Source organism: Rhodococcus sp. WAY2 (assembly GCF_009859915.1).
Lineage (GTDB): Bacteria > Actinomycetota > Actinomycetes > Mycobacteriales > Mycobacteriaceae > Rhodococcus_F > Rhodococcus_F oxybenzonivorans.
Map to the genome: position 1 here is coordinate 778,158 of NZ_CP046572.1, position 25,682 is coordinate 803,839.

29 protein-coding genes and 1 riboswitch are annotated in these 25,682 nt (G+C 64.8%); of the genes, 14 read left to right on the plus strand and 15 right to left on the minus strand.

The genetic code is table 11. The annotated features are described in order from the left end of the window. The first annotated feature begins 110 nt into the window (after positions 1–110). The 5 genes from GFS60_RS03695 (at position 111) to GFS60_RS03715 (ending at position 6,645) form a co-directional block, all read left to right on the plus strand. On the plus strand, positions 111–644 hold the full coding sequence (locus tag GFS60_RS03695; protein WP_159919026.1) for a cysteine dioxygenase: 534 nt from the start codon (positions 111–113) through the stop codon (positions 642–644). After that, a complete protein-coding gene (locus tag GFS60_RS03700; protein ID WP_159919027.1) occupies positions 641–1,063 on the plus strand; it encodes a rhodanese-like domain-containing protein in 423 nt (140 codons plus the stop codon). The genes GFS60_RS03695 and GFS60_RS03700 overlap by 4 nt, the downstream gene beginning before the upstream one ends. 70 nt (positions 1,064–1,133) lie before the next feature. Continuing rightward, the gene (lysS, locus tag GFS60_RS03705) at positions 1,134–2,645 is read left to right on the plus strand and encodes a lysine--tRNA ligase (RefSeq protein WP_159919028.1); all 1,512 of its coding nucleotides are present in this window, start codon (positions 1,134–1,136) and stop codon (positions 2,643–2,645) included. A gap of 139 nt (positions 2,646–2,784) precedes the next feature. Next, positions 2,785–3,138 carry a histone-like nucleoid-structuring protein Lsr2 gene (locus tag GFS60_RS03710; protein ID WP_109326469.1) on the plus strand — a complete coding sequence of 118 codons (354 nt, stop codon included), beginning with the start codon at positions 2,785–2,787 and terminating at the stop codon, positions 3,136–3,138. A gap of 969 nt (positions 3,139–4,107) precedes the next feature. After that, positions 4,108–6,645 carry an ATP-dependent Clp protease ATP-binding subunit gene (locus tag GFS60_RS03715; protein ID WP_109326470.1) on the plus strand — a complete coding sequence of 846 codons (2,538 nt, stop codon included), beginning with the start codon at positions 4,108–4,110 and terminating at the stop codon, positions 6,643–6,645. Between the two features lie 64 nt (positions 6,646–6,709). Here GFS60_RS03715 and GFS60_RS03720 read toward each other — a convergent pair whose 3' ends face one another. Then, a complete protein-coding gene (locus GFS60_RS03720) occupies positions 6,710–7,291 on the minus strand; it encodes a TIGR03086 family metal-binding protein (protein WP_159919029.1) in 582 nt (193 codons plus the stop codon). Positions 7,292–7,352: 61 nt separating this feature from the next. Here GFS60_RS03720 and GFS60_RS03725 point away from each other — a divergent pair, with 61 nt between their 5' ends. Together GFS60_RS03725 and GFS60_RS03730 are read left to right on the plus strand one after the other, a co-directional pair. Continuing rightward, the gene (locus GFS60_RS03725; RefSeq protein ID WP_159919030.1) at positions 7,353–8,303 is read left to right on the plus strand and encodes a helix-turn-helix transcriptional regulator; all 951 of its coding nucleotides are present in this window, start codon (positions 7,353–7,355) and stop codon (positions 8,301–8,303) included. Between the two features lie 36 nt (positions 8,304–8,339). Next, positions 8,340–8,777, plus strand: coding sequence for an OsmC family protein (locus GFS60_RS03730; RefSeq protein WP_109326478.1), 438 nt, complete (start codon positions 8,340–8,342; stop codon positions 8,775–8,777). Between the two features lie 6 nt (positions 8,778–8,783). On the opposite strand, the gene GFS60_RS03735 is transcribed toward GFS60_RS03730, so the two are convergent. Genes GFS60_RS03735 through GFS60_RS03755 form a run of 5 tightly spaced genes read right to left on the minus strand, consistent with a single transcriptional unit; the run spans position 8,784 to position 10,754 of the window. Continuing rightward, the gene (locus tag GFS60_RS03735; RefSeq protein WP_159919031.1) at positions 8,784–9,119 is read right to left on the minus strand and encodes an SH3-like domain-containing protein; all 336 of its coding nucleotides are present in this window, start codon (positions 9,117–9,119) and stop codon (positions 8,784–8,786) included. Beyond that, positions 9,116–9,799: a thiocyanate hydrolase subunit gamma gene (gene scnC / locus GFS60_RS03740; protein ID WP_109326480.1), complete on the minus strand. Its 684-nt coding sequence runs from the start codon at positions 9,797–9,799 to the stop codon at positions 9,116–9,118. The genes GFS60_RS03735 and scnC overlap by 4 nt, the downstream gene beginning before the upstream one ends. Continuing rightward, positions 9,796–10,095, minus strand: coding sequence for an SH3-like domain-containing protein (locus GFS60_RS39880; RefSeq protein WP_159919032.1), 300 nt, complete (start codon positions 10,093–10,095; stop codon positions 9,796–9,798). The genes scnC and GFS60_RS39880 overlap by 4 nt, the downstream gene beginning before the upstream one ends. Continuing rightward, a complete protein-coding gene (locus tag GFS60_RS39885) occupies positions 10,092–10,535 on the minus strand; it encodes an SH3-like domain-containing protein (RefSeq protein ID WP_159919033.1) in 444 nt (147 codons plus the stop codon). Before GFS60_RS39885 ends, GFS60_RS39880 begins: the two co-directional genes overlap by 4 nt. 24 nt (positions 10,536–10,559) lie before the next feature. After that, entirely contained in the window at positions 10,560–10,754 is a 195-nt protein-coding gene (locus tag GFS60_RS03755; protein WP_159919034.1) for a CbtB domain-containing protein, read from the minus strand. 243 nt (positions 10,755–10,997) lie between these two features. Between GFS60_RS03755 and GFS60_RS03760 the strand changes: the two genes are divergently transcribed. Together GFS60_RS03760 and GFS60_RS03765 are read left to right on the plus strand one after the other, a co-directional pair. After that, complete coding sequence (locus tag GFS60_RS03760; RefSeq protein WP_159919035.1) at positions 10,998–11,666, plus strand: DsbA family oxidoreductase; 669 nt, start codon at positions 10,998–11,000, stop codon at positions 11,664–11,666. A 116-nt stretch (positions 11,667–11,782) separates the two neighbouring features. After that, on the plus strand, positions 11,783–12,724 hold the full coding sequence (locus GFS60_RS03765) for a DUF5996 family protein (RefSeq protein WP_159919036.1): 942 nt from the start codon (positions 11,783–11,785) through the stop codon (positions 12,722–12,724). Positions 12,725–12,740: 16 nt separating this feature from the next. On the opposite strand, the gene GFS60_RS03770 is transcribed toward GFS60_RS03765, so the two are convergent. The 3 genes from GFS60_RS03770 to mhuD form a co-directional block, all read right to left on the minus strand. After that, positions 12,741–13,523, minus strand: a complete 783-nt coding sequence (locus GFS60_RS03770; RefSeq protein WP_159919037.1) for a CbtA family protein — start codon at positions 13,521–13,523, stop codon at positions 12,741–12,743. A 44-nt stretch (positions 13,524–13,567) separates the two neighbouring features. Then, positions 13,568–13,762, minus strand: coding sequence for a CbtB domain-containing protein (locus GFS60_RS03775; protein WP_109326489.1), 195 nt, complete (start codon positions 13,760–13,762; stop codon positions 13,568–13,570). A 23-nt stretch (positions 13,763–13,785) separates the two neighbouring features. Next, a riboswitch (cobalamin riboswitch) is annotated at positions 13,786–13,937 on the minus strand. A gap of 61 nt (positions 13,938–13,998) precedes the next feature. Continuing rightward, complete coding sequence (gene mhuD, locus GFS60_RS03780) at positions 13,999–14,313, minus strand: mycobilin-forming heme oxygenase MhuD (RefSeq protein WP_109326490.1); 315 nt, start codon at positions 14,311–14,313, stop codon at positions 13,999–14,001. Between the two features lie 33 nt (positions 14,314–14,346). Between mhuD and GFS60_RS03785 the strand changes: the two genes are divergently transcribed. Beyond that, positions 14,347–15,102: an alpha/beta fold hydrolase gene (locus tag GFS60_RS03785; RefSeq protein ID WP_159919038.1), complete on the plus strand. Its 756-nt coding sequence runs from the start codon at positions 14,347–14,349 to the stop codon at positions 15,100–15,102. A gap of 92 nt (positions 15,103–15,194) precedes the next feature. Here GFS60_RS03785 and GFS60_RS03790 read toward each other — a convergent pair whose 3' ends face one another. Further along, positions 15,195–16,073 (minus strand): A/G-specific adenine glycosylase, encoded by an 879-nt coding sequence (locus GFS60_RS03790; RefSeq protein WP_109326497.1) that lies wholly within the window; start codon positions 16,071–16,073, stop codon positions 15,195–15,197. 99 nt (positions 16,074–16,172) lie between these two features. Here GFS60_RS03790 and GFS60_RS03795 point away from each other — a divergent pair, with 99 nt between their 5' ends. Both GFS60_RS03795 and GFS60_RS03800 read left to right on the plus strand, forming a co-directional pair. Beyond that, positions 16,173–16,799, plus strand: coding sequence for a carbonic anhydrase (locus tag GFS60_RS03795; RefSeq protein WP_159919039.1), 627 nt, complete (start codon positions 16,173–16,175; stop codon positions 16,797–16,799). Between the two features lie 59 nt (positions 16,800–16,858). Beyond that, a complete protein-coding gene (locus GFS60_RS03800; protein ID WP_159919040.1) occupies positions 16,859–17,629 on the plus strand; it encodes a hypothetical protein in 771 nt (256 codons plus the stop codon). Between the two features lie 5 nt (positions 17,630–17,634). Here GFS60_RS03800 and GFS60_RS03805 read toward each other — a convergent pair whose 3' ends face one another. The 3 genes from GFS60_RS03805 to GFS60_RS03815 are packed head-to-tail and all read right to left on the minus strand — an operon-like array spanning position 17,635 to position 21,515. Next, the gene (locus GFS60_RS03805) at positions 17,635–18,582 is read right to left on the minus strand and encodes an asparaginase (RefSeq protein ID WP_159919041.1); all 948 of its coding nucleotides are present in this window, start codon (positions 18,580–18,582) and stop codon (positions 17,635–17,637) included. Beyond that, positions 18,583–20,073, minus strand: coding sequence for an amino acid permease (locus GFS60_RS03810; RefSeq protein ID WP_159919042.1), 1,491 nt, complete (start codon positions 20,071–20,073; stop codon positions 18,583–18,585). After that, complete coding sequence (locus GFS60_RS03815) at positions 20,070–21,515, minus strand: aspartate ammonia-lyase (protein ID WP_159919043.1); 1,446 nt, start codon at positions 21,513–21,515, stop codon at positions 20,070–20,072. Before GFS60_RS03815 ends, GFS60_RS03810 begins: the two co-directional genes overlap by 4 nt. A 194-nt stretch (positions 21,516–21,709) precedes the next feature. On the opposite strand from GFS60_RS03815, the gene GFS60_RS03820 reads away from it, so the two are divergent. Beyond that, entirely contained in the window at positions 21,710–22,414 is a 705-nt protein-coding gene (locus GFS60_RS03820; protein ID WP_159919044.1) for a FadR/GntR family transcriptional regulator, read from the plus strand. Between the two features lie 48 nt (positions 22,415–22,462). Here the strand turns inward: GFS60_RS03820 and disA are convergent, their stop codons facing one another. Further along, positions 22,463–23,548 carry a DNA integrity scanning diadenylate cyclase DisA gene (disA, locus tag GFS60_RS03825; protein WP_109326508.1) on the minus strand — a complete coding sequence of 362 codons (1,086 nt, stop codon included), beginning with the start codon at positions 23,546–23,548 and terminating at the stop codon, positions 22,463–22,465. 87 nt (positions 23,549–23,635) lie between these two features. Between disA and GFS60_RS03830 the strand changes: the two genes are divergently transcribed. After that, positions 23,636–24,199: a PaaI family thioesterase gene (locus tag GFS60_RS03830; protein WP_159919045.1), complete on the plus strand. Its 564-nt coding sequence runs from the start codon at positions 23,636–23,638 to the stop codon at positions 24,197–24,199. A gap of 60 nt (positions 24,200–24,259) precedes the next feature. Here GFS60_RS03830 and radA read toward each other — a convergent pair whose 3' ends face one another. After that, complete coding sequence (gene radA / locus GFS60_RS03835; protein ID WP_159919046.1) at positions 24,260–25,645, minus strand: DNA repair protein RadA; 1,386 nt, start codon at positions 25,643–25,645, stop codon at positions 24,260–24,262. Between the last annotated feature and the right edge of the window lie 37 nt (positions 25,646–25,682).

Below are 25,682 nucleotides of genomic sequence, written 5' to 3' on the forward strand. Positions count from 1 at the left end.
CGCCCGGAAGATGTGCCACAATGGTCGGCGTGAATCGCTGCACGAGTGCTCAGGAGTGTTGTCGAGGCTGAACGCTGCCTTGACCAATTCACACTTCTGGAGTCTCTCTCGTGCTCGCAACGTATTCTTCTGCAGCTGTACCCACCCGTCTTCGTCCGGCCGATCTGCTGCGCATCACCGATCAAGGTGCTGCCGAGGTCCTCGACGGCCGGCACGACAACCTCCTCCCACATCGATGGCCGACCGATGAACGCTGGTCCTCGCGGCTGTACAGCGACGACGACGTCGATGTCTGGCTGATCAGCTGGGTTCCAGATCGAAACACCGAATTGCACGACCACGCAGGCTCTTTCGGGGCGCTCACCGTTCTCAGCGGGGCTCTTTCCGAGTTCCGCTGGGCGGGTGACCGCCTGCGTCACCGGACGTTGGAAGCAGGCGATCAGGCTTCCTTCCCGCTCGGATGGGTTCACGACGTCGTGCGAGCCCAGGACGTGCCTGGAGCGAGTGTTTCGACGCCGACTCTCAGCGTGCACGCCTACTCGCCGCCGCTCACGGCCATGTCCTACTACGAGGTCACCGAGCACGGCACCCTCCGCCGCACCCGCAGTGAACTCACCGATCTCCCCGAGGGCGGTTCGAAATGACCATCGATCAGATGCTCGAAGAGGCTCGCACACAGATCGATCGGATGTACGCGTTCGAGCTGCCCGAGGCGGTGGCGCGCGGTGCGATCGTCGTGGACATCCGACCACAGGCGCAGCGGGCCGTCGAAGGCACACTGCCCGGCGCTCTGGCCATCGAACGGAACGTGCTCGAGTGGCGCCTCGACCCCACCAGCTCGGCGCACCTGGCATTGGCGGTCAACCACGATGTGGAGTGGATCATCGTCTGCTCCGAGGGCTACACGTCGAGTCTCGCTGCCGCGTCATTGCAACAACTGGGCCTGCACAAGGCGACCGACCTCGTCGGCGGGTACAAGGCGATCAAGGCGGCGGGACTTCTGGGAGCGCTCATCGGCTCGCAGCACTGCACGCGCGAGCTGGCCACCGTTTCGGCCCATTGACCCGAGGCCGGCCGACGCCCGGAGACTCCTGAATAGGGGCGCCGCGGGCGGTCGATTAGGCTGGTGACCCGTGAGTGAAGCAGCAGACCAGCCAGTCGACGACACCCCCGAGCAGCTCCGGATCCGTCAGGAGAAGCGTGCGCGGATCCTCGCGGAGGGGCGCGAGGCGTACCCGGTGTCGGTTGCGCGCACCCACACGCTGTCGGAGATCCGCGCGAAGTACCCGGAGCTGGCACCCGACACCACGACAGGTGACGTGGTCGGTGTCGCGGGTCGTGTCATCTTCGTCCGCAACACGGGCAAGTTGTGCTTCGCGACGCTGCAGGAAGGCGACGGCACCCAGCTGCAGGCGATGATCAGCCTCGCCTCTGTCGGGGAGGAGGCGCTCGCGTCCTGGAAGGCCGATGTCGATCTCGGTGATTTCGTGTTCGTCCACGGTGAGGTGATCAGCTCCCGTCGCGGCGAGTTGAGCGTGATGGCCGATTCGTGGCAGATCGCCGCGAAGTCGCTTCGTCCGTTGCCGGTGGCGCACAAGGAGATGAGTGAGGAATCGCGCGTCCGGCAGCGTTACGCCGACCTGATCGTGCGAGCAGAGGCGCGCGAGAATGCGCGCAAGCGGGTGGCCGTAGTGCGAGAACTGCGCAATGGTCTCGAGCGCCGCGGATTCCTCGAGGTCGAGACACCGATGTTGCAGACGCTCCACGGTGGCGCCGCGGCCCGGCCCTTCGTCACTCATTCCAATGCCCTCGACATCGACCTCTATCTGCGTATTGCGCCGGAACTGTTCCTGAAGCGGTGCGTCGTCGGCGGTATCGAGAAGGTTTTCGAAATCAATCGCAATTTCCGTAACGAAGGCGTCGATTCCACCCATTCGCCGGAATTCGCGATGCTCGAGACCTACGAGGCCTACGGCACGTACGACGATTCCGCCGTCATGATCCGTGAACTGGTTCAGGAAGTCGCCGAGGCGGCTTTCGGGTCGACCGTGGTGACACTTGCGGACGGCACCGAATACGACTTCGGTGGTGAATGGAAGACCCTCGAGATGTATCCGTCGCTGTCACAGGCGATCGGTGTCGAGGTGACCCCCGCGACCACCGTCGACGAATTGCTTGCGCTCGCTCAGAAGGTAGGCCTCGAGGTACCCAAGGACAAGGGGTACGGGCACGGAAAGCTTGTGGAAGAACTGTGGGAGCACCAGTGCGGTGACCAGTTGTACGAGCCCACGTTCGTTCGCAACTTCCCGGTCGAGACGTCTCCGCTCACGCGGGACCACCGGACCGAACCGGGAATCACGGAGAAGTGGGACCTGTACGTGCGCGGCTTCGAGTTGGCCACCGGCTATTCGGAATTGGTCGATCCGGTGATTCAGCGTGAGCGTTTCGTCGATCAGGCCCGGCTGGCCTCGGCCGGTGACGACGAGGCGATGGTCCTCGACGAGGAATTCCTCGCCGCGATGGAGCAGGGAATGCCTCCCACCACCGGTACCGGAATGGGAATCGATCGACTGCTCATGGCATTGACTGGATTGGGAATCCGGGAAACAATCCTCTTTCCCATTGTTCGCCCCTCGTCCCGCTGATTCACCTCGGCGAAATCGTGCGAATAAAATAAGTCCATTCTCCGTATTCCGAGACGACGAATCAAGGGTATGGTTACCTCCGGGTAGTAGCTCGCGTTGACGATGACACGTTCGCTTCATTCGAGAGGAAATTCATCCCATGGCCAAGAAGGTTACCGTCACCCTGATCGACGACGTCGATCAAGAGGCATCTGCTGATGAGACCGTCGAGTTCGGACTCGACGGTGTCCAGTACGAGATCGACCTTTCCTCGGAGAATGCGGCTAAATTGCGCGAGCAGCTCGACGTGTGGGTTTCGCATGCCCGAAAGGTCAGTTCGCGCAAGCGTGGCAAGACCGTGGCGGCAGCCCCGGCCGCGACCAAGTCCCGCGTTTCTGTCGACCGGGAACAGAGCGCGGCGATTCGTGAATGGGCGCGTAAGAACAACAAAAAGGTTTCTGCACGCGGACGGATCTCCGCCGAAATTATCGACGCGTACAACAAAGCGAACTGAATGTCGGCTGGGAACAGAATTCGCTGAATCGGTCCCCGGGAGCCTTCTCGCCTGTTACGGTCCACGACTGATCGGATAATCGGTTAATGCGGGACCGGCCACGCCTCGTTGCGTGCGGATTCGGCAATTCTGTTCCTGGCGTTCGGGCTGTAGGCCGACAGGGGACCGACCTCGGCGTAACAGCCACTTCCAGTAGCGGAATCTTCCCTGTCCGGTGTGCTGCGCGAAGCGACAACATAGAGGCTCTCGCCCACACCGATCTGGACCGTCGTGTGCTCGCCGACCTCCGGCCGTGGCCCGGACCCGACTTTCCCGCCCCATCGTCACCGCCGGTTTCCGGCGAGCTTTCGGATGCTTCCTCGAGGCGCCGCAGGATCTGCTCTGGCCTCAGTCGTGTCGGGGGGACTGCGTCGGCAGGGAGTGGGTGGCGAACACACAGGTCATCGACATACCCTGTCGGGACAGGCCGGACTGGCGGGCTTTCTGTTCGTGCGGCAACGCTGCGACGGAAACGACTGCATGCGGGTTGCGGACTTCGCCGGACTGTCGAAGCTTGGCAGCTGTCGTCGACCCATCCGGCAACGTCCTTGCGACGAACAACTGGACAGAAGTATCTGTTCGAGCCCAACCCCGGCGGCTACGAAACGGTGGCCTCAGCGGACGTGCGGTCCTTGTTCGCTCCCGGCGTACAGGGAAGCGAAACGATTGCCGGAGCTGGGGCGTTGAATACGATAAGCAGGCTCGCCCGCTCACCTAAAGGGGTGGAGGGGCAGCAGGTCGATCGGCAGCCAACTAGAGTATGAGATGGGGTCGTGGAACCTTCGTCGGTTCGAGGCTGAGGCGCCAGTTCAGGGCTGAGGCGTTCGAGCAGGCGGCGGCGATCTGCTTGTTGTGCCGGAGCGAAACGCGGCGAACAGGGACGAGACACCCGGTCTCGTGACTGCTCGTCGGAAAGTGTGAGGGAGAGCGATGTTCGAGAGGTTCACCGATCGCGCACGGCGCGTTGTTGTCCTGGCTCAAGAAGAAGCCAGGATGCTCAACCACAACTACATCGGTACGGAGCACATCCTGCTCGGCCTCATTCACGAGGGCGAAGGTGTCGCTGCCAAGTCGCTGGAGTCGTTGGGCATCTCCCTCGAAGGAGTGCGCAGCCAGGTCGAGGAGATCATCGGCCAGGGCCAGCAGGCCCCGTCCGGCCACATCCCCTTCACCCCGCGTGCCAAAAAGGTCCTGGAGCTCAGCCTGCGCGAGGCGCTGCAGCTCGGACACAACTACATCGGTACGGAGCACATCCTGCTCGGCCTCATCCGCGAGGGTGAAGGTGTCGCGGCGCAGGTGCTGGTCAAGCTTGGTGCCGATCTCAACCGCGTGCGCCAGCAGGTCATCCAGCTGCTGTCCGGTTACCAGGGCAAGGAGCCGGCCGAAGCGGGCGGCACTCGCGGCGAGGCGGGCACCCCGTCGACGTCGCTGGTGCTCGACCAGTTCGGTCGTAACCTCACCCAGGCAGCCCTCGAAGGCAAGCTCGACCCCGTCATCGGCCGCTCGAAGGAAATCGAGCGTGTCATGCAGGTGCTGTCGCGCCGTACCAAGAACAACCCCGTGCTGATCGGCGAGCCCGGTGTCGGTAAGACCGCCGTCGTCGAGGGTCTGGCCCAGGCCATCGTCAACGGTGAGGTCCCCGAGACGCTCAAGGACAAGCAGCTGTACACGCTCGACCTCGGGTCGCTCGTGGCCGGCAGCCGCTACCGCGGTGACTTCGAGGAGCGCCTGAAGAAGGTCCTCAAGGAGATCAACACCCGCGGCGACATCATCCTTTTCATCGACGAGCTGCACACCCTCGTGGGTGCCGGCGCGGCCGAGGGCGCCATCGACGCGGCCTCGATCCTCAAGCCCAAGCTCGCTCGCGGTGAGCTGCAGACCATCGGTGCCACCACCCTCGACGAGTACCGCAAGTACATCGAGAAGGACGCCGCACTCGAGCGCCGGTTCCAGCCGGTGCAGGTCGGCGAGCCGACGGTGGAACACACCATCGAGATCCTGAAGGGTCTTCGCGACCGCTACGAGGCGCATCACCGCGTGTCCATCACGGACGGTGCACTCGTTGCTGCCGCCACGCTGGCCGACCGCTACATCAACGACCGCTTCCTCCCCGACAAGGCGATCGACCTCATCGACGAGGCCGGAGCGCGGATGCGTATCCGCCGGATGACCGCACCGCCGGACCTGCGCGAATTCGACGACAAGATCGCCGATGCCCGCCGGGAGAAGGAATCTGCGATCGACGCGCAGGACTTCGAGAAGGCCGCGAACCTGCGGGACAAGGAGAAGACCCTCGTCGCGCAGCGCGCGGAGCGGGAGAAGCAGTGGCGTTCCGGTGACCTGGACGTCATCGCAGAGGTCGACGACGAGCAGATCGCCGAGGTTCTGGGCAACTGGACCGGCATCCCCGTGTTCAAGCTCACCGAGGAGGAGACCACGCGTCTGCTCCGCATGGAGGAGGAGCTGCACAAGCGGATCATCGGTCAGGAAGACGCGGTCAAGGCTGTCGCCAAGGCCATCCGTCGTACCCGCGCCGGCCTGAAGGATCCGAAGCGTCCGTCCGGTTCGTTCATCTTCGCGGGCCCGTCCGGTGTCGGTAAGACCGAGCTGGCCAAGTCTCTCGCCAACTTCCTGTTCGGCGAGGACGACGCTCTCATCCAGATCGACATGGGTGAGTTCCACGACCGCTTCACCGCGTCGCGGCTGTTCGGTGCCCCTCCCGGCTACGTCGGCTACGAAGAGGGCGGCCAGCTCACCGAGAAGGTGCGCCGCAAGCCGTTCAGCGTGGTGCTGTTCGACGAGATCGAGAAGGCACACCAGGAGATCTACAACACCCTCCTGCAGGTGCTCGAAGACGGCCGTCTCACCGACGGCCAGGGCCGGACCGTGGACTTCAAGAACACGGTGCTCATCTTCACCTCGAACCTCGGAACCTCGGACATCTCCAAGGCTGTGGGCCTCGGATTCACATCGGGCAAGGGCGACGAGTCGAACTACGAGCGGATGAAGCTCAAGGTCAACGACGAGCTGAAGAAGCACTTCCGGCCCGAGTTCCTCAACCGCATCGACGACATCGTCGTCTTCCATCAGCTCACCACCGAGCAGATCGTCAAGATGGTGGACCTGATGGTGGCACGCGTCGAGGTGGCGCTGAAGAACAAGGATATGACCATGGCGGTCACCGACAAGGCCAAGTCGCTTCTGGCCAAGCGTGGCTTCGATCCGGTCCTGGGTGCACGGCCGCTGCGCCGCACCATCCAGCGCGAGATCGAGGACCAGCTGTCGGAGAAGATCCTCTTCGGCGAGGTCGGCCCCGGTCAGATCGTGTACGTCGACGTCGAGAACTGGGACGGCGAGGGTGCGGGCGAGGACGCGAAGTTCACGTTCCGCGGCGAGACCAAGCCGGTCACGGTGCCCGATGAGGTTCCGATCGACCTGGCCAAGTCGGGCGCGTCCGACTCGGAGTAGGTAACTATCACACGAACGGGCCGCCGGTGGATTTCCACCGGCGGCCCGTTCGTCGTATGCGGGGTCAGAAGCTCTTGCGTCCGGACCAGTTGGCCAGGCGCTCGGTCGGGCCCGCGGCAGGCTGGGGATCGACCACTTCGGCAAATGGAACATGTCCACCGCGGACTTCGGCCGGAATCGCCTGGCGGGCGACGGCGAGCGCCGCTTCGGCGAGCGCGGGCCCAGTTTCGGAGTGCTGACCGGTGGCGACAGCGACGTCCCAGCCGTGCACCAGTGTCTCGTTGATGTATCCCCACACGGCCGCACGGCCGGGCACCGTCCCCCACGGCGCTCGAACGTCGGCGTCCAACCGGTCGTCGCCCCAGGCCGGCCACATCCGTTCGATCGCGGACCGGTATGCGGCTGCGTAGTCCCCGTCGGAGAAGTCGGTGACGACGAGGGGGATCGTGCTCGGATTCCCGCCTTCGCCGATGACCCGGGCACGTTCCACGGTGGCCACCAGATGGCCGAGAAGGGTGCGGACGTCGAAGTCGGCGCACGGGGTGGACGCCGCCAGCTGGTCTTCGCGGACCTTGTCGATGAGGCCGGCAGTCCAGGCGAGTGCCTCGCGGTAGAGGGGACGGGGATCGTTGGTCTGTGTCGTCATGCGGCAACTATCGCCGCGAAACACGACATCTCCTGTCATGTATTTCTGCGAGACTTTTCCCATGCGTGCCGACCGTCTGCTGTCGCTGGTGCTGTTGCTCCGAAACCGTGGTCGGATGTCCGCGTCGGTGCTCGCCCGCGAGCTCGAGGTATCACCGCGTACCGTGCTGCGTGACATCGACGCTCTGTCGACGGCGGGGATACCGGTGTATGCCGAGCGTGGCCGGGACGGCGGCTTCGAACTGCTCCCCGGATTCACGACGGACCTCACCGGGCTGACCGTCGACGAGGCGAAAGCTCTGCTGGCGGCCGGTTCCGCCGCCACCTCGCAGTCACTGGGCATGGCTCCGGCCTTTGCGTCGGCGATGCGCAAGGTGGTGGCGGCGATGCCCGACGCACACTGCGCAGCGGCAACCAAGGTCGCCGAACGGATTTTCGTCACTCACGGAACCTGGCTGTCGGACCCGGACCAAGCCGTGGAACATCTCGGCCTGATCCAGCAGGCCGTGTTCGTCGGACGTCGCCTGAGCATTCTGTACGCGTCGAGGGGTGCGGCGGCGGTCCGGCGAATTGTCGACCCGATGGGACTCATTTATGCGTCCGGACGGTGGTACCTCGTCGCCATGGATGCCGGCAGGGAGAGGATGTACCGACTCGAGCGCATCGAGGAGGCAGTGGAACTGGAGGAACCTGCGCACCGGCTGGCCGACATCGACCTCGCCGCCATCTGGCAGCGTCGCCGCGCAGCGTTCCGGGCGAGGACGGAACCGGTTGTCGCGGACGTACTCGTGCGTGTGGCTCGTCGGGACGATCTCGTGGAACGGGTGTTCGGTGTGCGCTCCCAGTCCGTGTTCGACCGTAGTCGGGTTCGCGTCGAGGTGGTGTTCGGCGACCGCGCCCATGCCCACGGTGTGCTCTGGGCGATGGGGGACGATGTCGAGGTCCTGGAACCTCCGGATCTGCGGACAGAACTGCGGTCCAGAGCGATGCGCATGCTCGCACGGTACGAGTAGGTTCGAGGAGAACTGACGTCACACGAGAGGATCGGCATGCCGACACGTACCGCACGCACCGCCTGGAACGGAACGCTCGAACAGGGAGGGGGACAAGTCGAACTCACCAGCTCGGGAGTTGCCACGTTCGACGTGTCGTTCCCCAAGCGAGCGGCCGACAACGCGGACGGAACCACCAGCCCCGAAGAGTTGATCGCCGCAGCGCACTCGTCCTGCTTCGCGATGCAGTTGTCCGCGCTGATCGCGGAGGCAGGCGGAACTCCGCAGAGTCTCGAGGTGAAAGCCGATGTGTCCCTGGGCCCGGACACTCCGGGTTTCAAGCTGACCGGCATCCTTCTCACCGTGCGAGGTGAAGTGGAGGGCCTGGACGCCGACGGGTTCGCCAAAGCCGCACAGGCGGCCAAGGAGTCGTGTCCTGTCAGCAAGGCGTTGACCGGTGTCGAGATCACGCTCGACGCGGCCCTCGAGTCCTGAGCCGCGTCACTGCCGGTTGAATCGGGTGCGGATCTCGTCCATCTTGGCCTGCAGCTCCTCTTGACTGATCACGCCCCTGTCCATCAGGGCATGGGCAGTCGCGATGACGGAGCGGCTGCGGACCGGGAAGTCGCGGTAGACGGTCTCGCCCAGCTCGTCCTCGGTGTGGCGCCTCTCGAGGTTGTCGAAGGCGCCACGCCAGGACAGGCATTCAGCCGTGGCCTGCATACTCGATTCCCAGGGGTCGGGTTTACGGTCGAGGTCGGGAAGCGTGGCATCGTCACGGGTCGCGGACGGTGTCAACGTGTTCAGGAGTATCTCGTAACCTTTGTCGGTCATCACTGTGGTCCTCCGACCGAGGGTGGCGTGGTCGCCGTCCAGTCCACCTGAGGTACTGCGACACCGATCATGGTGTCGCGGGTAACGATCGATGCGAGTTGCTCTTCACTCCAATCCTCGGTTCCGGACGGCCGCATCGGCATCACCATGAACCGGGACTTCTGATTCGAGTCGTGTACGCGCACTTCTACATCGGGCGGAAAGTGCAAGCCGAACTCTGCTATGACTTCCCGGGGCCAGCGGACCATCCGGCGCCGGTAGTTGGGCGTGCGGTACCAATCGGGTGACATGCCCAGGACTGGCCGCGGGTAGCAGGAACACAGCGTGCAGACGATGACGTTGTGCACCTTCGGCGTGTTTTCCAGCACGTAGAAGTAGGTGTAGTCGCTCGGTGTCCCGGACCCGGTGGGATCGCGCCAGTCGATCCCGACTTCCTTGCACGTCTCGGTTCCGTCGGCCAACAGCCGCTTCTTGAATTCCGGGTCGACCCACGCTTTGGCGACGAGCTTGGACCCTCCGGAGGGCCCGACGGATTCGGCCCACTCCGAGAATCTGCGATGGTCCTCGTGGGAGAACAGGCCGTGCTCGATGGACAGTTCGCGGATCGCCGTTTCGAGGATCTCGAATTCGCTGATCTCTTCCGACGCTTGGATCGGGGTGTGGTCGTCGTGCGAATGCGTCATGTCTCAGCCTCCCCTGCAAGCTCGAGCCAGCGCTCGGAGCATTCGGTTTCCAAAGTGTCGGCGTCGAAGCCGGTGTAGCGAGGCCACAGGTCGGTCTGCTTGAACCGCACTACGTAGAACGGTTCCGTTCGTCCGTCGTCCACCCTTCCCCACGCCTCGTCTTCGGGTATCACCCATTCCGGGCGATATTCGACGATCACGCCGGTGTGCCCGCGGATGAACGCTTGAGTTCTGGTGTGGAACATCGAGGTCGCGTCCCGGACGGTGACCCGATCGCCGATCCGGAACTTACTCATGATGGACTCCCACCTGCTCGTTGGTCACTCGACCGCCGGCGAACCTCGTCGATCTTCGCGGAAAGTTCGTCAGGGGTGATGAAGCCTTTGTTGATCAGTGTCTTGGCCGCCACCGTGATCCACCGGGCGTAGTACGGCAGACCGAAATAGAGCGTTGCACCCAGATCGTTCTCGGCACGACGGCGCTCTTCCGAATTCCACACACCCCGCCATCCGAGGCATTCACAGGTGACGTAGGTGCGCATCTCCCAGTCTTCTTCCACCTTCTCCTCGTACGGAACGGGAAGAGCGGGCTGGCCGCCGACATCGTGTAGGACATGCCGCAACGCGTCGAAGGCAGCGTTGGAAAGGTAATAGGGCGAATCCATTTCGGCGTGGTGGACTGGGGTGAATTCGGCGACGCGATTGGCCTGTGCTTCGAATTCCGCTCTAGGGTTCATCTCCGGCTCCGGTCCTGGATGGAACTAGTGGCAGGGAAGTCCCAGTAGGTGGCGTCCGTCGTGCATCAGTTCGTGCAGGTACATGCCACTTCGAGAGATCACGCCCTGGTCGAACCCGACCAGGTAGAGCATGAGGAGGGAAAGAAGGACGACTCCGACGGTGATCGACACGACTCCGAGAGTTTCGACAGTCCTGCCCGGCGAAGCGACGTACACCATGATTTCCCCTGGATGAGTGCGGGTTCGAGAACTACGTCCACTGCCGATCTTCCGGGCATTGCGGCGAGCGCCCCTCGATCAGCGGCACGACCGTTTCGACGTTACTCCCGGTACCGAAGACCGACTACTGTCCCGGCGGGCCGAATCCCGGGTGCGCAAATGCGGCGCGGCGGACCAAGACAAACCCAACTTCTGAGGTCGACGTCACGGAACAGAAAGCGGCTTCGCACTGTTTTCTGAACTGTGACGACACAACTCGACGACTCCGCTCGTACCATCGAGATCGAAATCTGGTCGGACGTGGCGTGCCCGTGGTGTTACATCGGCAGGCACCGCTTCCTCGATGCCCTCTCGGACTTCGAGGGGAGTGAGCGGGTGCGGGTGACGTGGCGGGCGTATCAGCTGTCGCCGGAAACACCGGCAGGGGAACGTCGCAGCGAGCTCGACGCCCTCGTGCAGAGCAAAGGTCTGCCCGCAGAACAGGTGCGTCAGATGTTCGAACATGTGTCGCGTACTGCCGCAGAGGAAGAGCTCAGGCTCGACTTCGACACCGTGATCGCCGCAAACACGTTCGACGCGCACCGCCTGATTCACCTCGCGGGCGACTCGCGCGACGCGGTGGTGGAGGCGCTGTTCCGCGCGCACTTCCGTGAGGGCGCGGTGATCGACGATCGGGCCGTTCTCGTCGACATCGCATCGAGTACCGGTCTCGACCCTGAAGTCGTGCGGAAGCAGCTGGACTCCGACGTCGGTTCGGACGCCGTACGCGCCGACCTCGACACTGCACGACAGTTGCAGGTATCGGCGGTGCCGTTCTTCGTCGCAGACCGCCGAATTGCGGTGTCGGGTGCTCAACCGAAGGACGTGTTCCTTCAGCTGCTGACACAGGCGAGCGCAACGCCGGTGGACTGACGAGGCCAGTGTCCGCGCCAGTGGGGTCCACCCCTACCCGGGCGTCGGTGCGACGCGCTTGCCATCGCCATGGCCGAAGAGCACATTGAAATGCACGTCATCGGCTGGGAGGCACTGTGCGCGAGCAGACACGATCCAGAGACACATGGCCCGCGTTGAAAGTGGACGACTGGACCTCGACACGGGACACCCTGCACATGTGGACGCAGATAGTCGGGAAGATCCGCTTGGCCCACGCACCGTTGATCAATCACTGGTGGCAGGTCCCGCTGTACGTGAGCCCCCGCGGTCTCACGACGTCGACAGTCCCGTACGGCACCGAATGTTTCGATATCGAATTCGACTTCGCCGACCCTCGACTGGTGATCCGCACGAGTACGGGCGGCAGCGGGACGGTTGCCCTCGAACCGAAGTCGGTGGCCGATTTCTACACAGAGACGATGGACACGCTGGCCGAACTGGGTGTGGCGACGACCATTCGGGCCCGGCCCAACGAGGTGAACCCAGCCGTTCCGTTCGCGGAGGACACCCAGCACTGCTCGTACGACAGTGAGTCGGTGTACCGGTTCTGGCGTCAGCTCGTGCAGGCGGATCGGGTGCTGCACGAATTCCGTTCGCATTTCATCGGGAAGGTCAGTCCCGTGCACTTTTTTTGGGGTGCGCTCGACCTGGCCTGTACCCGGTTCTCCGGGAAAACCGCGCCGACTCACCCTGGGGGAGCGCCGAACTGCGGAGACTGGGTGATGGTCGAGGGCTACTCGCACGAGCTGAGCAGCTGCGGTTTCTGGCCCGGTGGTGGCGCCGAAGGCGCGTTCTATGCGTACGCCTACCCGGAGCCGGATGGCTTTGCCGACTACCCGGTCGGGCCCGACGGAGCCCTCTACAGCGGAGAGTTCCGGCAGTTCTTGCTGCCGTATGAGGCCGTGCGAACTGCAGACGATCCAGATCTGGCACTGCTGACGTTCCTGCACAGCACCTACGACGCGGCTGCCGAACTGGGTGGCTGGGACCGGGCCGCCCTGGAGGCGGACCCGGCCCGATGGAACAAATTCCGTTGACGCCCTGAGAGGCGGGTCAGCCGGCGTTCGCCGACGCGGGCGCCTGCGCCCGGCTGGCACGCTCGGTGAGGAAGGCGAACACGAGACCCAAAGCGAGCCACAGGGTGGCCTGGGTGGCGAGGGATGCGAGGCGGAAATCCCACAGCAGGCCGGCAGGGAAGTCGTCGCCCACCTCGTCGACGGTAGGCAGAATCAAATATCCGACCGTGACCACGACCAGGAAAGCGGCCACCGGGGCCGCGATGCGCGTCGACAGGAATTCCTGAGCAGCTACCGCCTTCGCGGCGAATACCGAGGCGACCACGGCGAACAGTCCCAGTACCACCACGGCGAGCCACAGCCAGGTGCGACTGGTGACGGTCTCGGGATCGCCGACGGCCGGCGGATTGGCCGGGTACTTGAAGAACGGAACGGCTTCGATCGCCAGCCATCCGAGTGACGCGAGCACCATACCGAGCACCGGACCCGAAAGAGTGGTCACCCTGCGCGCGTAGTGCGCGACGACGGCAAATATCGCCCCGAGCGCCAGTCCGGCGAGTGACGTCGCGAGGAACAGACCGAACCGCTGTCCGTTGCGACTGACCAGGGCTTCTTCCTCGTCGTGCGAGTGGCCTGCCGGTGCACTCGACTCCGCCCCGCCGTGCGAGTGGTCGGCGCTACCCGCTTCCTCGATCGCGATGGCGGCGTCGATGTGCGATTCGCCGAGGACGAATGCCACGCCGCCGGCGAGGATTCCGGCAATCAAGCCTGCAAGCAGACCGCGAATCAGTAACTTCCCGAAGGACTCGCTCAGTGTCATGTTCGCGGATGACCCGCTCAGTGGCATGTTCGCGGACGACTCGCTCAGTGGCACGGAAGGCCCAGCAGGTGGCGCCCGTCATGCATCAGTTCGTGCATGTACATGCCACTGCGCGAAATCGCGCCCTGGTCGAATCCCACGAGGTAGAGAGCAAGCATCGCGAAAAGTACGATCGCGAACGAAATGACGGCGAGCCGGGTCGAATCGACCGATGCGCCGGGTGCGTAGACGAGTGCCATGGTTCCTCCTGGGATGTCGCGTCCCCTAGGTTCGTGCGATGGCCGCAGTATCTGGCTGTCGAGGTGGTTCCCGCATCTTGCCGTGGCCTAGCTGAGGGACTACTCCGATTTACAGTGGCGCGACCGCTCCGGTTTTGCACCGGATTCCTGCCGAACCATCGCTTTGTCTTGCGAACTTTCGCACCCGGCGGGCCGCCGTGTCAATGTTCGCCTCGAGGTTTGTGTCGAGCAGGTCCTCAGCGGTCGGCCGCGGCCGAGACGTCGAGAACCACTTCGAACTCGAGCAGAGACGCGCCGGACGCCACCGGCTTCTGCCGCTCACCAGCGTGCGCTTCCCGTGCAGGGCCGTCGCGCCACGCCTCGAACGCCTCTTCGCTCTCCCACTGGGTGACGACGAAGTAGCGGTTCTCGCCCTTGACCGGGCGCAGAAGCTGGAACCCGAGAAAGCCCGGGGAATTCTCGACGGCATGCGCGCGTCCTGCGAAGCGCTTCTCCAGTTCGGGGCCCGCACCCTCGGGAACTTCGATTGCATTGATCTTCACCACTGCCATGCTTGGGGAGGGTACTCCGCTAGCGTCGCAGTCGTGGTGGGTGAGAGTGCGTTGCACGACGAGGGCGGCACCGGACGACCGATTCTGCTGCTGCACGGGTTGATGGGCAGTGCGCGGACGTGGCGCAGGCAGGTTCCGTGGCTGCGCGAACACGGCCACGTCTACACGTTCGACGCTGCAGGCCACGGCCGTCCCACTCCGCCCGTGCTGTCGACGGAATCATTCGTCGAAGACCTGGCGGCGGCATTGCGTCCGGTCGCCGAGCCGCTGGTCGTCATCGGGCATTCGATGGGCGCCTTGCACGCGTGGTGCCTGGCCGCCGAGTTCCCGGAGAAGGTCGCCGCTCTCGTTCTCGAAGACATGGCGCCTGATTTTCGTGGCCGTACCGCCGACGACTGGGCGGCGATGATCTCGAACTGGCCGCAACCGTTCGAGACGCGAGAGGCGCTCGTCGAGTACTTCGGACCTGTCGCGGGTCAGTACTTCCTCGACTCGTTCGAGCAGCGTGAAGACGGCTGGTACCTGCACGGCGAGGTCGAAACGTTTCGCGACATCTCCGCCGAGTGGGGCGACCGGCACTTCTGGGCTCAGTGGGCCTCGATCACGGTGCCGGCGCTGCTGATCGAGGGCGAGTACACCATCACCCCCGAGGGGCAGATGCGGAAGATGGCAGAGCGGCATCACCGTGCCGAGTACGTCCGCATCGAGCAGGCCGGGCACCTCGTCCACGACGATCAGCCCGAGCAGTACCGGAAAGTGGTCGAGGAATTCCTGCACGGACTGACCTGAGCGCACGGTTGCGCAGAGGTTGGTCAGCTGCGGACGCAATCGTGAAGGTTTCCAGCAATTTCCTCAGCTTCTGTGCCCGGTCGCGTGGGCTGCTAGCTTCCCTCACCCGCGAGGGCGAAGAGGCCGTCGTCGGTCTGCTCCACCAGTCCGTCGAGCAGTAACGAGTGCAGAGCACGATCACGCTGACCGGGGTCGTCGAGCCACACCTGGTCGAGGCGAACCCGCTCGACCGGACGCGAACTGTCACGCAACACCGCCATGAGCTTGCCGCGAACCTGACGGTCCGTGCCTGCAAACTTCTGCACCTTCCTGCGTTCGCCGGTGTGCGCTGGTCGCCCGGCGTCCATCCAGGCGCAACTCGGCAGCGGACACCGCGAGCATTCGGGGGAGCGTGCGGTGCAGATCGTCGCACCGAGTTCCATGAGTGCCGCCGAGAACGTGGCGGCGCGGGCGCGGGTCCGGGGCAGCAGCGCGGACACGTCCGCCAGGTCGCGCACCGTCGACGGGTTGCCGGGCTCCGCGTTGCCGTGCACAGCGCGCGCCACCACCCGTCGAACATTGGTGTCGACGACGGGGACACGCTGCCCGTAGGCGAAGCACGCCACTGCGCGAGCGGTGTACGCGCCTATCCCGGGAAGCCCGAGGAGCGTGTCGACGTCGCTCGGGACCACGTCACCGTGCTGGGTGGCCAGCACTTCGGAACACTGGTGCAGTCGCAGCGCTCGCCGCGGATAACCGAGCTTTCCCCACGCGCGCAGGACGTCGGCCTGGCTCGACGCCGCCATCAGGGACGGGACGGGCCAGCGCTGTACCCATTGCTCCCAGATGGGAGCAACGCGGACGACGGGTGTCTGCTGCAGCATGATCTCGCTCATCAGAATGTGCCAGGCGGTCACACCCTCGCGACGCCACGGCAAATCCCTGGCCTCGGCGTCGTACCACCTGATCAGCGCAGACGAGTCCACGGTCACTTCTTCTCACAAGTCCCTTCGCCGCAGTGCCAACCGGATTTTCCGTCGACGTAATGCTCCCGCAGAGCCGGTGCAACAGGAGGGGTGCACAATATGCTCATGCCTAACTCCAACCCGGTTTCTGCATGGAAGTCCCTACGCCAGGGTAACGAGCGGTTCGTCAACGGCACCTCGCTCCATCCCAGTCAGGGCGTCGCCGATCGTGCGAAGCTCGTCGACGGCCAGCACCCCACGGCCGTTCTGTTCGGTTGCGGAGACTCCCGCGTCGCCGCCGAGATCATCTTCGACCAGGGGCTCGGCGACATGTTCGTCGTCCGCACCGCAGGTCACGTCCTCGACGACGCGGTTCTCGGGTCGATCGAGTACGCCGTCGGGGTGCTCAACGTGCCGCTCATCGTCGTGCTCGGTCACGACAGCTGTGGCGCCGTCAAGGCGACGCTCGACGCCCTCGACGACGGCAACATCCCCCCCGGATTCATCCGCAGCATCGTCGAACGTGTGGCGCCGTCGATCCTGAAGGGACGCCGCGAGGGCCTCAGTACCGTCGACGAACTCGAAGGTCGCCATGTGGTGGAGACCGGTGCGCTGCTCATGCAGCGGTCGCGCATCATCGCGGAGAAGGTGGAGAGCGGCGCGTGCGCCATCGCCGGTGTCACGTACAAGCTGTCCGACGGCCGCACCCACCTGCAGGGCGCCGTCGGAGACATCGGTGAGCTCACGGACTGACCGCGACACGCCGCACCCGCTGAGCCGTACCCGCACGCTGCCGAACTACCGTTGACGTCGTGCTGGAACCGAATGGACCGTTGCCCCCCGAGATTTACTGGCGCCGCAGGGCGCTGGCGATCGGCGGCGCCATCGTCGTGCTGCTCTTGGTGGTCTGGTTGATCAGTTCCCTCCGCGGTGGGGACGATTCCGGGACCGACCCCGCGGCGGCCAGCTCGTCGTTGACCACGCCGGTGTCGATTTCACCGACTGCGTCGGGTTCGCCGTCGAGTGGTGGTTCCGGCGGCTCGGGTGGGGGCGGCGGAGCTGCCGCGGCCGGCGATGAAGGCTCCGGCACGGCAAGTGCCTCGGGCTCCTCGACCAGTGGAGCATCGAGGAGTGCCGGGTCGACGAGTGCAGCTGCCAGCGGTCAGGCCGTTGCAGCCGGCCAGTGCCCGGACCAATCCCTGGCCATCAAGGTCGCTGCCGACAAGCCGACCTACCTTCCGGGGGAAGAGCCGAGTTTCACGACGGTCATCACCAACATCGGCACCACGCCGTGCCAGCGCGACCTCGGTAGCAGCCTGCAGCAGGTGCTGGTGTACACGATCGACGGCAGCGTCCGGCTGTGGTCCAACATCGACTGCTTCCCGCAGTCCGCGGCCGACCTGCGCACCCTCGCCCCCGGCGAGCAGGCTCAGTTCACGGTGAAGTGGTCTGCCAAGACGTCCGCACCGGATTGCCTCACCCAGCCGGAACCGCAGCGCGACCCGGTGGGTCCCGGCGCATACACCGTGGTGGGGCAGCTGGGACAGCTGCGCAGTGCGCCGGAACCGTTCAACCTGAGCTGACCGGGCTACAGCTCGATCCGGGATCGGCGATCGAATTCCTTCTCCAGGCCGGTCTGGTCAGGGTCGGCAAGCAGTGCCGCGAGAAGAATGCGGGCCTGTCCGGCTCTGAGGTCGGTCGAGAATAGGGCCCCGGCCGCGACGAGGTCGGAGCCGCCTCCACCTCCGCCGTAAGTGGGGGAGATCGACCCGTACGGAACGCGGGTGGATACGGCGACCGGCACACCCGCCGCGACGCATTCGCGTACCGCCTCGACGATTCCGGGGTTCGCATTGCCGGATCCGAGCGCATCGAGAACCACGCCGTGCGCGCCGGCGCTGCGACACGCGTCGAACTGCACACGATCCGTCCCCGGGTAGATCGCGACGACGTCGACACGGACGCCGGAGATCGGACGCCAGGGCAGTGGCTCGGGCCGGTGTCGGTGCATCGGGGTGCGGACGGACCGGAACGCATCGAGCGCGGTCGTGTCTGCCTTGCGGACCCCCGGAACCGGATGAAGCTTTCCGCCGAAGGAAATCAGCACTCCCCGCCCACGCATGGCCGGATCGGTGGCGGCCGACAATGCGGCAGTGAGATTGGCCTGCGCGTCCGACTCGGGATGATCGAAGGTCCGTTGTGCCCCGGTGAAGACGACCGGCCGGGGATCGGCGTGATGCAGATCCACCAGAAACGCGGTTTCCTCCATGGTGTCGGTTCCGTGGAGAACGACCACCCCGGCGACAGTGGGGTCGCGGAGTTCCGCTGCGATTGCCTCGCATACCCGATCCATGTCGGCGAAGGTCATGCACGAGCTGTCCTTCGACAGCACATCGGTGACGCGGACCTCGGTGGCCGCCCGCTCGGCTCCGGTCGCGAGCAGATCCGGGCCGGTGACGACGGGACGGCTCACACCGTCCTCGTCGCGTCGGCTCGCGATGGTGCCCCCGGTGGTGACGACGGCGACTGTAGGCACTTACTGTCCTCCCTGCGAGGCGGTCGGGTAGTCATCGATGGACATGCTGCCATCTCGTGCGGCGGCCAGGTCGCGGATGCGGTTTCTGCAGGCGTACCAGCCGATCACCAGGAGCGGGGCGATGATGGCGATCGATCCGACGGTCCACGTTCCGACGGGGTGGTCGAAGGCCATCAGCACGACTACCCCGACGAGGAACGCCAACGTCAGAAGGCCGGTGTAGGGGGCGCCGAACATCCGGAAGCTCGGCCGGACGAGACGCCCCTCCTTCGCGAACTTCCAGAGTTTCAACTGGCACAACACGATCACGGCCCAGGCGCTGATGATCCCGAGGGCGGCCAGGTTGAGGACGATCTCGAACGCCTGAGTGGGAACGATCGCATTGAGTCCGACACCGAGGAGAATGACGAATCCCGTGAGAGCGATGCCGCCGTAGGGGACGCCCGCCTTGTTCATCCTCGCCGCGAACGCGGGCGCAGACCCTGCCATGGCCATCGAGTGCAGTATTCGTCCGGTCGAATACAGTCCGGCATTGAGTGAGGACAGTGCGGCGGTGAGTACGACGAGATTCATGATCGCGTCTGCGCCTTCGACGTTGATCGTTCCGAAGAAGGTGACGAACGGGCTTTCGCCGGCGTGATATTCCATGTAGGGGAGGAGTAGCGCCAACAACATGACGGATCCGACGTAGAAGACGAGAATCCGGAGGATCACCGTGTTGATCGCCTTGGGGATCACCTTCTCCGGATTCTTGGTTTCCCCGGCCGTGGTGCCGACCAATTCGATGGATGCGTAGGCGAATACGACGCCCTGAATCACCACGATCGCGGGCAGGATGCCATTGGGGAACCACCCGCCGTTGTCGGAGATCATGCTGAAGCCGGAGGTGTGGCCATCGATGGGGGTACCGAACAAGACGAAGTAGACCCCGAAACAGAGGAAGGCGGCCAGCGCCACGACTTTGATGAGCGCGAACCAGAATTCCAATTCACCGAACACGCGTACCGACACCATGTTCAGTGTCAAAACGAGCGCTACTGCCGCCAAGGCGAATACCCATTGGTCGACGTCTCCCAGTGGCGCCCAGTATTTCTTGAAGAAGTTCATGTAGAGCGCTACTGCGGTGACGTCGACGACCGCGGTCATCGCCCAGTTCAGCCAGTAGAGCCAGCCGGCGGCGAATGCCATTTTCTCGCCGAAGAATTCGCGCGAGTACGAGACGAACGAACCCGACGTGGGACGGTGCATCACCAGCTCGCCCAGTGCCCGCAGAATCAGGAAGGCGAAGAATCCGCAGAGGGCGTAGACGAGAACAAGGGCGGGTCCTGCTTGATGAAGGCGTCCACCGGCGCCCATGAACAGACCGGTGCCGATCGCACCACCGATCGCGATCATCTGAATCTGCCGAGGGCCGAGTGCCTTTCGGTACCCCAGATCTTCCTCGACGAAGATGTCGTGTGTCTGACTCGGGCCGTCTTTTTCGATCGTCATGACACCACTCCAGCGGTCGTCGGAACGGGAGCCTGAGTTGCCGTACCAGCCCTCAGGTTGGCGAGGTGCTCCGGACTGAGTAGTCGATCGAGTTCGTCTCGGTCGAGTAGTCCGGCCTCGATCACGAGGTCGGCGACCCTACGGCCGGACACCAGCGCTTCCTGCGCGATACGGGTCGACGCGGTATAGCCGATGTACGGATTGAGCGCGGTGACGAGTCCGATCGAGTCTTCGACCCGGGCACGCAGAAGTTCGGTGTTGGCGGTGATCCCGAGAACGCACTTGTCGGCCAGGATGCGGCAGGCGGCGGCCAGATGCCGCATTCCGTCCGACAGCGAATGCACGATGATCGGTTCGAAGGCGTTGAGTTGCAGCTGGCCGGATTCGGCGGCCATCGTGATGGTGACGTCATGACCGATGACCTCGTAGGCCACCTGGTTGAGCACTTCCGGAATCACGGGATTGACCTTGCCGGGCATGATCGAAGATCCCGCCTGCACCGGCGGCAGATTGATTTCGTTGAGTCCCGCCCGCGGCCCGGAGGACAGGAGACGGAGGTCGTTGCAGACCTTCGACAACTTCACCGCGATCCTCTTCAGGACGCCGGACAGGTGCACGAACTGGCCCACATCCTGGGTGGCCTCCACCAGGTCGGTGGCGAGTACGAGGGGAAGTCCGGTGAGTTCGCGCAGCTTGTCGCACGCGGCCTCGGCGTACCCGGCGGGGGCGTTGAGACCGGTCCCGATTGCGGTGGCTCCGAGATTGATCTCGTGGACCAGTAGCGCTGCTTCCCCGAGTCGTGCGCGGTCCTCGTCGATCATCACCGAGTAGGTGGCGAATTCCTGTCCGAGCGTCATCGGGACCGCATCCTGAAGTTGGGTGCGGCCCATCTTCACCGTGCCGGCGAACTCGACGGCCTTCGAAGCGAACGCCTCCTGCAGCACCCGCAGGGCGTCGAGCAGATCCTCGATCGTCAGAATCGTGGCGATGTTGACTGCCGTGGGATAGACGTCGTTGGTCGATTGGCTGAGGTTGACGTGCTCGTTGGGGTGCAGGTGCTGGTACTCGCCGCGATCGTAACCGAGAATTTCGAGCGCCCGGTTGGCAATGACCTCGTTGGCGTTCATGTTGGTCGACGTCCCGGCGCCACCCTGGATCACATCGACGACGAACTGCTCGTGCCAGCGGCCCTCGACAATTTCGCGGCAGGCCTGGCCGATCGCCTCGGCGCGGCGGTGGTCGAGAATGCCCAGCTTCTCGTTGGCGCTCGATGCCGCCCATTTGACGAAGGCGAGTCCGCGAATCAACGAGGGGTTCGTCGAGATCGGCCGACCGGTGATCGGGAAGTTCTCCACCGCACGGAGCGTGTGAATACCCCAGTACGACTCTGCGGGCACCTGGCGGTCCCCGAGTAGGTCGTGTTCTGTTCTCGTTTCGAGCACTTGACTTCATTCCTCACGTGGATTCGCGCTAGCAGTGGTCCCGCGGCGCTCGGAGAGGCAGTTGGTAGAGCTGCCCACCTACCTACCTGCCAGGCTGTCAGACAGGTGACATTGTTACTTGGCTCACTTGCGGTCGTCAACCCCTCGATTCGCGCAGGTTGACGCATTTGCCTGGTCGTGAGAAGAATGTTGCCATGAACCTGTCAGACAGCTGGGCAGCCAGGCGTCCCGTGACCGCGCGGGTCAGCGCCGCCGAAGCTGTTCTCGCGGACCTGCGCGCCGCCATCACCTCGGGTGAGCTGGCCGTCGGTGAGCGGCTCCCGTCGGAAGCGTCGTTGGCGGCGCGGCACGGGGTCAGTCGTTCCGTCATCCGCGAGGCGCTGCGGTCATGTCATGCGCTGGGTCTGACCGAGACCAAATCGGGTCTGGGCACGTTCGTCATCAGTGATTCGATCGCGCGCGACCTCGACTTCGGGAATTACGCCGCCAACGAGCTCGTCGAGGCGCGCCCTCATGTGGAGATCCCCGCTGCCGGATGGGCGGCGCAGCGGCACTCTGCCGAGGACCTTGCCGCATTGCGCGGCTTGGCCGGTCAGATGCGCGACGAGGACGACCCCTTGGTGTGGGTGTCCCTGGACGCCCAGTTCCACGCGCTGATCGCCCGGACCAGTCGCAATCGCGTGTTCGAGTCGGTCGTCGTCGATATTCGTGAAGCGCTGACCCGGCAGTCGGAAACGCTCAACCTGGTCGCCGGCCGGCAGCAGAGGTCGAACGACGAACACGACCGGATAGTCGACGGGATCGAGTCCCGAAGCTACGAGGTGGCCGCCAAGGCCATGGCGGAACACCTCGATGCCGTGCGTGTCGCACTGGAATCCGTTGTCGGCGAGGCCTATTAGGCGGATCGATCGTAGGAGTTCGGCTCGTACATTCCGGTCGGGCGAAAACTAGTCGTAGGGACCGGAAATCGACGTTTCGGCGAGCCGGGACAGGCCCTCCCTGATGTGTCGAGCCCACAAGCCGCCGATCCCCTCCACCGACTGCAGGTCGGCGGCCGTTGCGGCAAGCAGCGACTGCAGAGTCCCGAACGAGCCGACGAGCCGGTGAATTTGGTTGAACTGCAAGCGGGGAACTCGGGTGAGAACGCGATACCCACGTGGACTCATGGGGGCCTCGAGCGCTTCGATCGTTCCCGGGTATCCGAACGCACGAGCCAGGGTCGTCAGGTCCAGCAGGTCGGCGTCGGTGATCTTGTCGAGGGCAGTCAACGACTTCTCGACATCGGGTGCAGGGGCGGGTCCCGAACCGGCGAGATAGTCGCGGACGATCAGTTCCCGTGCCACATCGTTGTCGCCGACGAGCTCCTCGAGTTGGAGGGCGAGCTGTCGGCCGTCGGTGCCCAGTTCGAGTACGTCCTGCTCGATCTCCACAGACACGCGGCGCACCATCTCGAGCCGCTGCACTACGGTAAGCGCGTCGCGGAGGGTGACGAAATCCTCGATCTCGACGACCGACAACTGACGGGTGACCTCGTCGAGGCGCGCCTTGTACCGCTCGAGGGTGGCCACCGCCTGATTGGCCCGGGACAAGATGGTGGCAGACCCGTCGATGACGTGGCGTATTCCGCCGACGTACACGCTGACGATGCTCATCGACTGGCTCACGGACACCACGGGATATCCCGTCTGCATCGCCGTGCGTTCGGCGGCGCGGTGCCGGGTGCCGGACTCGACGGTGGGAATCTTGTGGTCGGGAACCAGCTGGACGTTGGCGCGGACGATGCGCGAACCGTCCGTGGACAGGACGACGGCACCGTCCATCTTCGACAGCTCACGCAGCCGGGTGGGAGCGAACTCGACGTCGAGCTCGAAGCCGCCGTCGCAGATTTCTTCCATCTGCTCGTCGTAACCGAGGACGATCAGTGCGCCCGTGCGGCCGCGGAGAATACGTTCGAGGCCGTCCCGAAGCGCCGTTCCGGGAGCCAGCCGGGCAATGGTTTCGCGCAGCGCAGACGACGACTCTGCATCGTTCATCGCGAAACACTCCCCGCTGAGGTAGACGTCACTTTGTACAGGGCCGTCGGGGAATAGGGCCCGGACCCGCGTTTAGATTACCTATCCATGAGTAGTACCTGGACTTTGCCCGACGACCTGACCCTGCCGGAACCGGTCGGCACCTTCCCCGCTGCAGGTCAGCCCGTGCCGCAGCACTGGAGTCGGTGCTTCGGGTGCGGCGACCAGTCGCCGGCCGGTATGTCCATGAGCTTCACCGCCGGGGAGAACCTCGACGTGTGGGGACGTCTCGAGGTGGCCCCTCGCTATCAGGGCGGTCCGGGAGTGATCCACGGCGGCATCCTGTCGACAGCGTTCGACGAGGCACTGGGCATGGCGTGTCGGGCGACCGTGGACGGTCCGGTGGTGACCGGTCATCTGGAGATCGACTTCGCGCGGCCCATTCCGCTGGGCTCGGTGCTCGAATTTCACGCGCGCATCGACGGAACGATCCGCCGCAAGGTCTACGCCAGTGCGGAGGCGCGCATCGTCGAGGGGCCGAACACCGACCCCGACGTGGTTGTGGCCACCTCGCGGGGGTTGTTCCTCACCGTCACGGCCGAACACTTCGAGAAGACCAAGACCTTCGTGGACGGGGTTCCGGACATGCCGTTCGGCACGTCGTCGATCTAGTTGTCTAGATGCGCGGTCAAGCGACGGCTTGCTCATGTGCGCGGTCAAGCTACGGCTTGCTCATATGCGCAGGGAAGCGATGGCCGCTCCGAGATTCCCGACCTCGGTGACCTTCATTCCGGGAGGGGCAGCACCGGAGTCGAGCGGAACGAGGGCCCGGTTGAATCCGAGTCGGGCCGCTTCGGCGAGCCGGCGCCCGACACCGGGAACCCGCCGGACCTCACCTGCCAGCCCGACTTCGCCGAGGATCACCAGCCCGTCGGGAACGGGCTTGTCCTTGACCGCGGAGGCGACGGCGAGTGCCAGCGCCAGGTCTGCAGACGGTTCGGTCATCCGCATGCCGCCGACCGTAGCCGCGTAGACGTCGTTCTTGGCGATCGGTACTCCGCACCGGCGGTCCAGCACGGCCAGCACCATGGCCACACGTGCGCTGTCGAGCCCGCTCACCGCGCGCCGGGGTGCGGGCATGGATGTTGCGGCCACGAGCGCCTGGACTTCGCCGAGCAGAGGCCGTTTGCCGTCCATCATGACCGTGACGGCGGTTCCGGGCACAGCTTCGGCGCGGTGGTGCAGAAACAGTCCCGACGGGTCGCTGATGCCGGCGATGCCGTCTTCTCGGAGTTCGAAGCACCCCACCTCGTCGGCGGCACCGAAGCGGTTCTTGACCCCGCGCACCATGCGGAGTGTGGAGTGCTTGTCTCCCTCGAAGTGCAGGACCACGTCCACGAGGTGTTCGAGCGACCGCGGACCCGCGACGGCGCCGTCCTTCGTGACGTGGCCGATCAGCAGGACCGGGACACCGCTGGCTTTCGCGAGCGAGGTGAGCGCACTGGTGACGGCCTTGACCTGGGTGACGCCGCCGACGACACCGTCGACGTCGGCGGCGAGCATGGTCTGCACGCTGTCGACGATCAGCAGGGTGGGACGTACCTGTTCGACGTGACCGAGGATGGTCGCGAGGTCGGATTCGGCGGCGAGATAGACCCGCTCGTGCACCGCGCCCGTCCGGTCGGCGCGTAGCCGTACCTGACCGGCGGACTCTTCACCCGTGACGTAGAGCGATCGGTCGTCCGGGCCCCGCCGCGCCCACTGGTGCACGACCTCGAGAAGAAGCGTGGACTTGCCGACGCCCGGTTCGCCCGCGAGGAGAACGACCGACCCGGGGACCACACCACCGCCGAGGACGCGGTCGAGTTCACCGATGCCGGTGGGTTTGGCCTGAGTGGATGTGCTGTCGATCTTCGTGATGGGGGTCGCCGGCGTGGACGGGAGAACGGCCCCCGCCCCGGCCTTCGCGAGCGATGCGCCTGGACGACTCGCCACCGGCGCGAGGATCGGAGCCTCGTCCATCGATCCCCAGCTGCCGCACTCGGGACAGCGGCCGACCCATTTGGGCACGGTGCACTGACACGACGAACACCGGAAACTGGACTTGAGTTTGGCCACCGACGCAGCCTAGAGAGCCGGTCCGACAGACCGGCCC

Coding starts and splice junctions, on each gene's coding strand:
- GFS60_RS03700 (WP_159919027.1), top strand. CDS start 641: ATGACCATCGATCAGATGCTCGAAGAGGCTCGCACACAGATCGATCGG.
- GFS60_RS03710 (WP_109326469.1), top strand. CDS start 2,785: ATGGCCAAGAAGGTTACCGTCACCCTGATCGACGACGTCGATCAAGAG.
- GFS60_RS03715 (WP_109326470.1), top strand. CDS start 4,108: ATGTTCGAGAGGTTCACCGATCGCGCACGGCGCGTTGTTGTCCTGGCT.
- GFS60_RS03720 (WP_159919029.1), bottom strand. CDS start 7,291: ATGACGACACAGACCAACGATCCCCGTCCCCTCTACCGCGAGGCACTC.
- GFS60_RS03725 (WP_159919030.1), top strand. CDS start 7,353: ATGCGTGCCGACCGTCTGCTGTCGCTGGTGCTGTTGCTCCGAAACCGT.
- GFS60_RS03730 (WP_109326478.1), top strand. CDS start 8,340: ATGCCGACACGTACCGCACGCACCGCCTGGAACGGAACGCTCGAACAG.
- scnC (WP_109326480.1), bottom strand. CDS start 9,799: ATGACGCATTCGCACGACGACCACACCCCGATCCAAGCGTCGGAAGAG.
- GFS60_RS39880 (WP_159919032.1), bottom strand. CDS start 10,095: ATGAGTAAGTTCCGGATCGGCGATCGGGTCACCGTCCGGGACGCGACC.
- GFS60_RS39885 (WP_159919033.1), bottom strand. CDS start 10,535: ATGAACCCTAGAGCGGAATTCGAAGCACAGGCCAATCGCGTCGCCGAA.
- GFS60_RS03755 (WP_159919034.1), bottom strand. CDS start 10,754: ATGGTGTACGTCGCTTCGCCGGGCAGGACTGTCGAAACTCTCGGAGTC.
- GFS60_RS03770 (WP_159919037.1), bottom strand. CDS start 13,523: ATGACACTGAGCGAGTCCTTCGGGAAGTTACTGATTCGCGGTCTGCTT.
- GFS60_RS03775 (WP_109326489.1), bottom strand. CDS start 13,762: ATGGCACTCGTCTACGCACCCGGCGCATCGGTCGATTCGACCCGGCTC.
- mhuD (WP_109326490.1), bottom strand. CDS start 14,313: ATGGCAGTGGTGAAGATCAATGCAATCGAAGTTCCCGAGGGTGCGGGC.
- GFS60_RS03795 (WP_159919039.1), top strand. CDS start 16,173: ATGCCTAACTCCAACCCGGTTTCTGCATGGAAGTCCCTACGCCAGGGT.
- GFS60_RS03810 (WP_159919042.1), bottom strand. CDS start 20,073: ATGACGATCGAAAAAGACGGCCCGAGTCAGACACACGACATCTTCGTC.
- GFS60_RS03820 (WP_159919044.1), top strand. CDS start 21,710: ATGAACCTGTCAGACAGCTGGGCAGCCAGGCGTCCCGTGACCGCGCGG.
- disA (WP_109326508.1), bottom strand. CDS start 23,548: ATGAACGATGCAGAGTCGTCGTCTGCGCTGCGCGAAACCATTGCCCGG.
- GFS60_RS03830 (WP_159919045.1), top strand. CDS start 23,636: ATGAGTAGTACCTGGACTTTGCCCGACGACCTGACCCTGCCGGAACCG.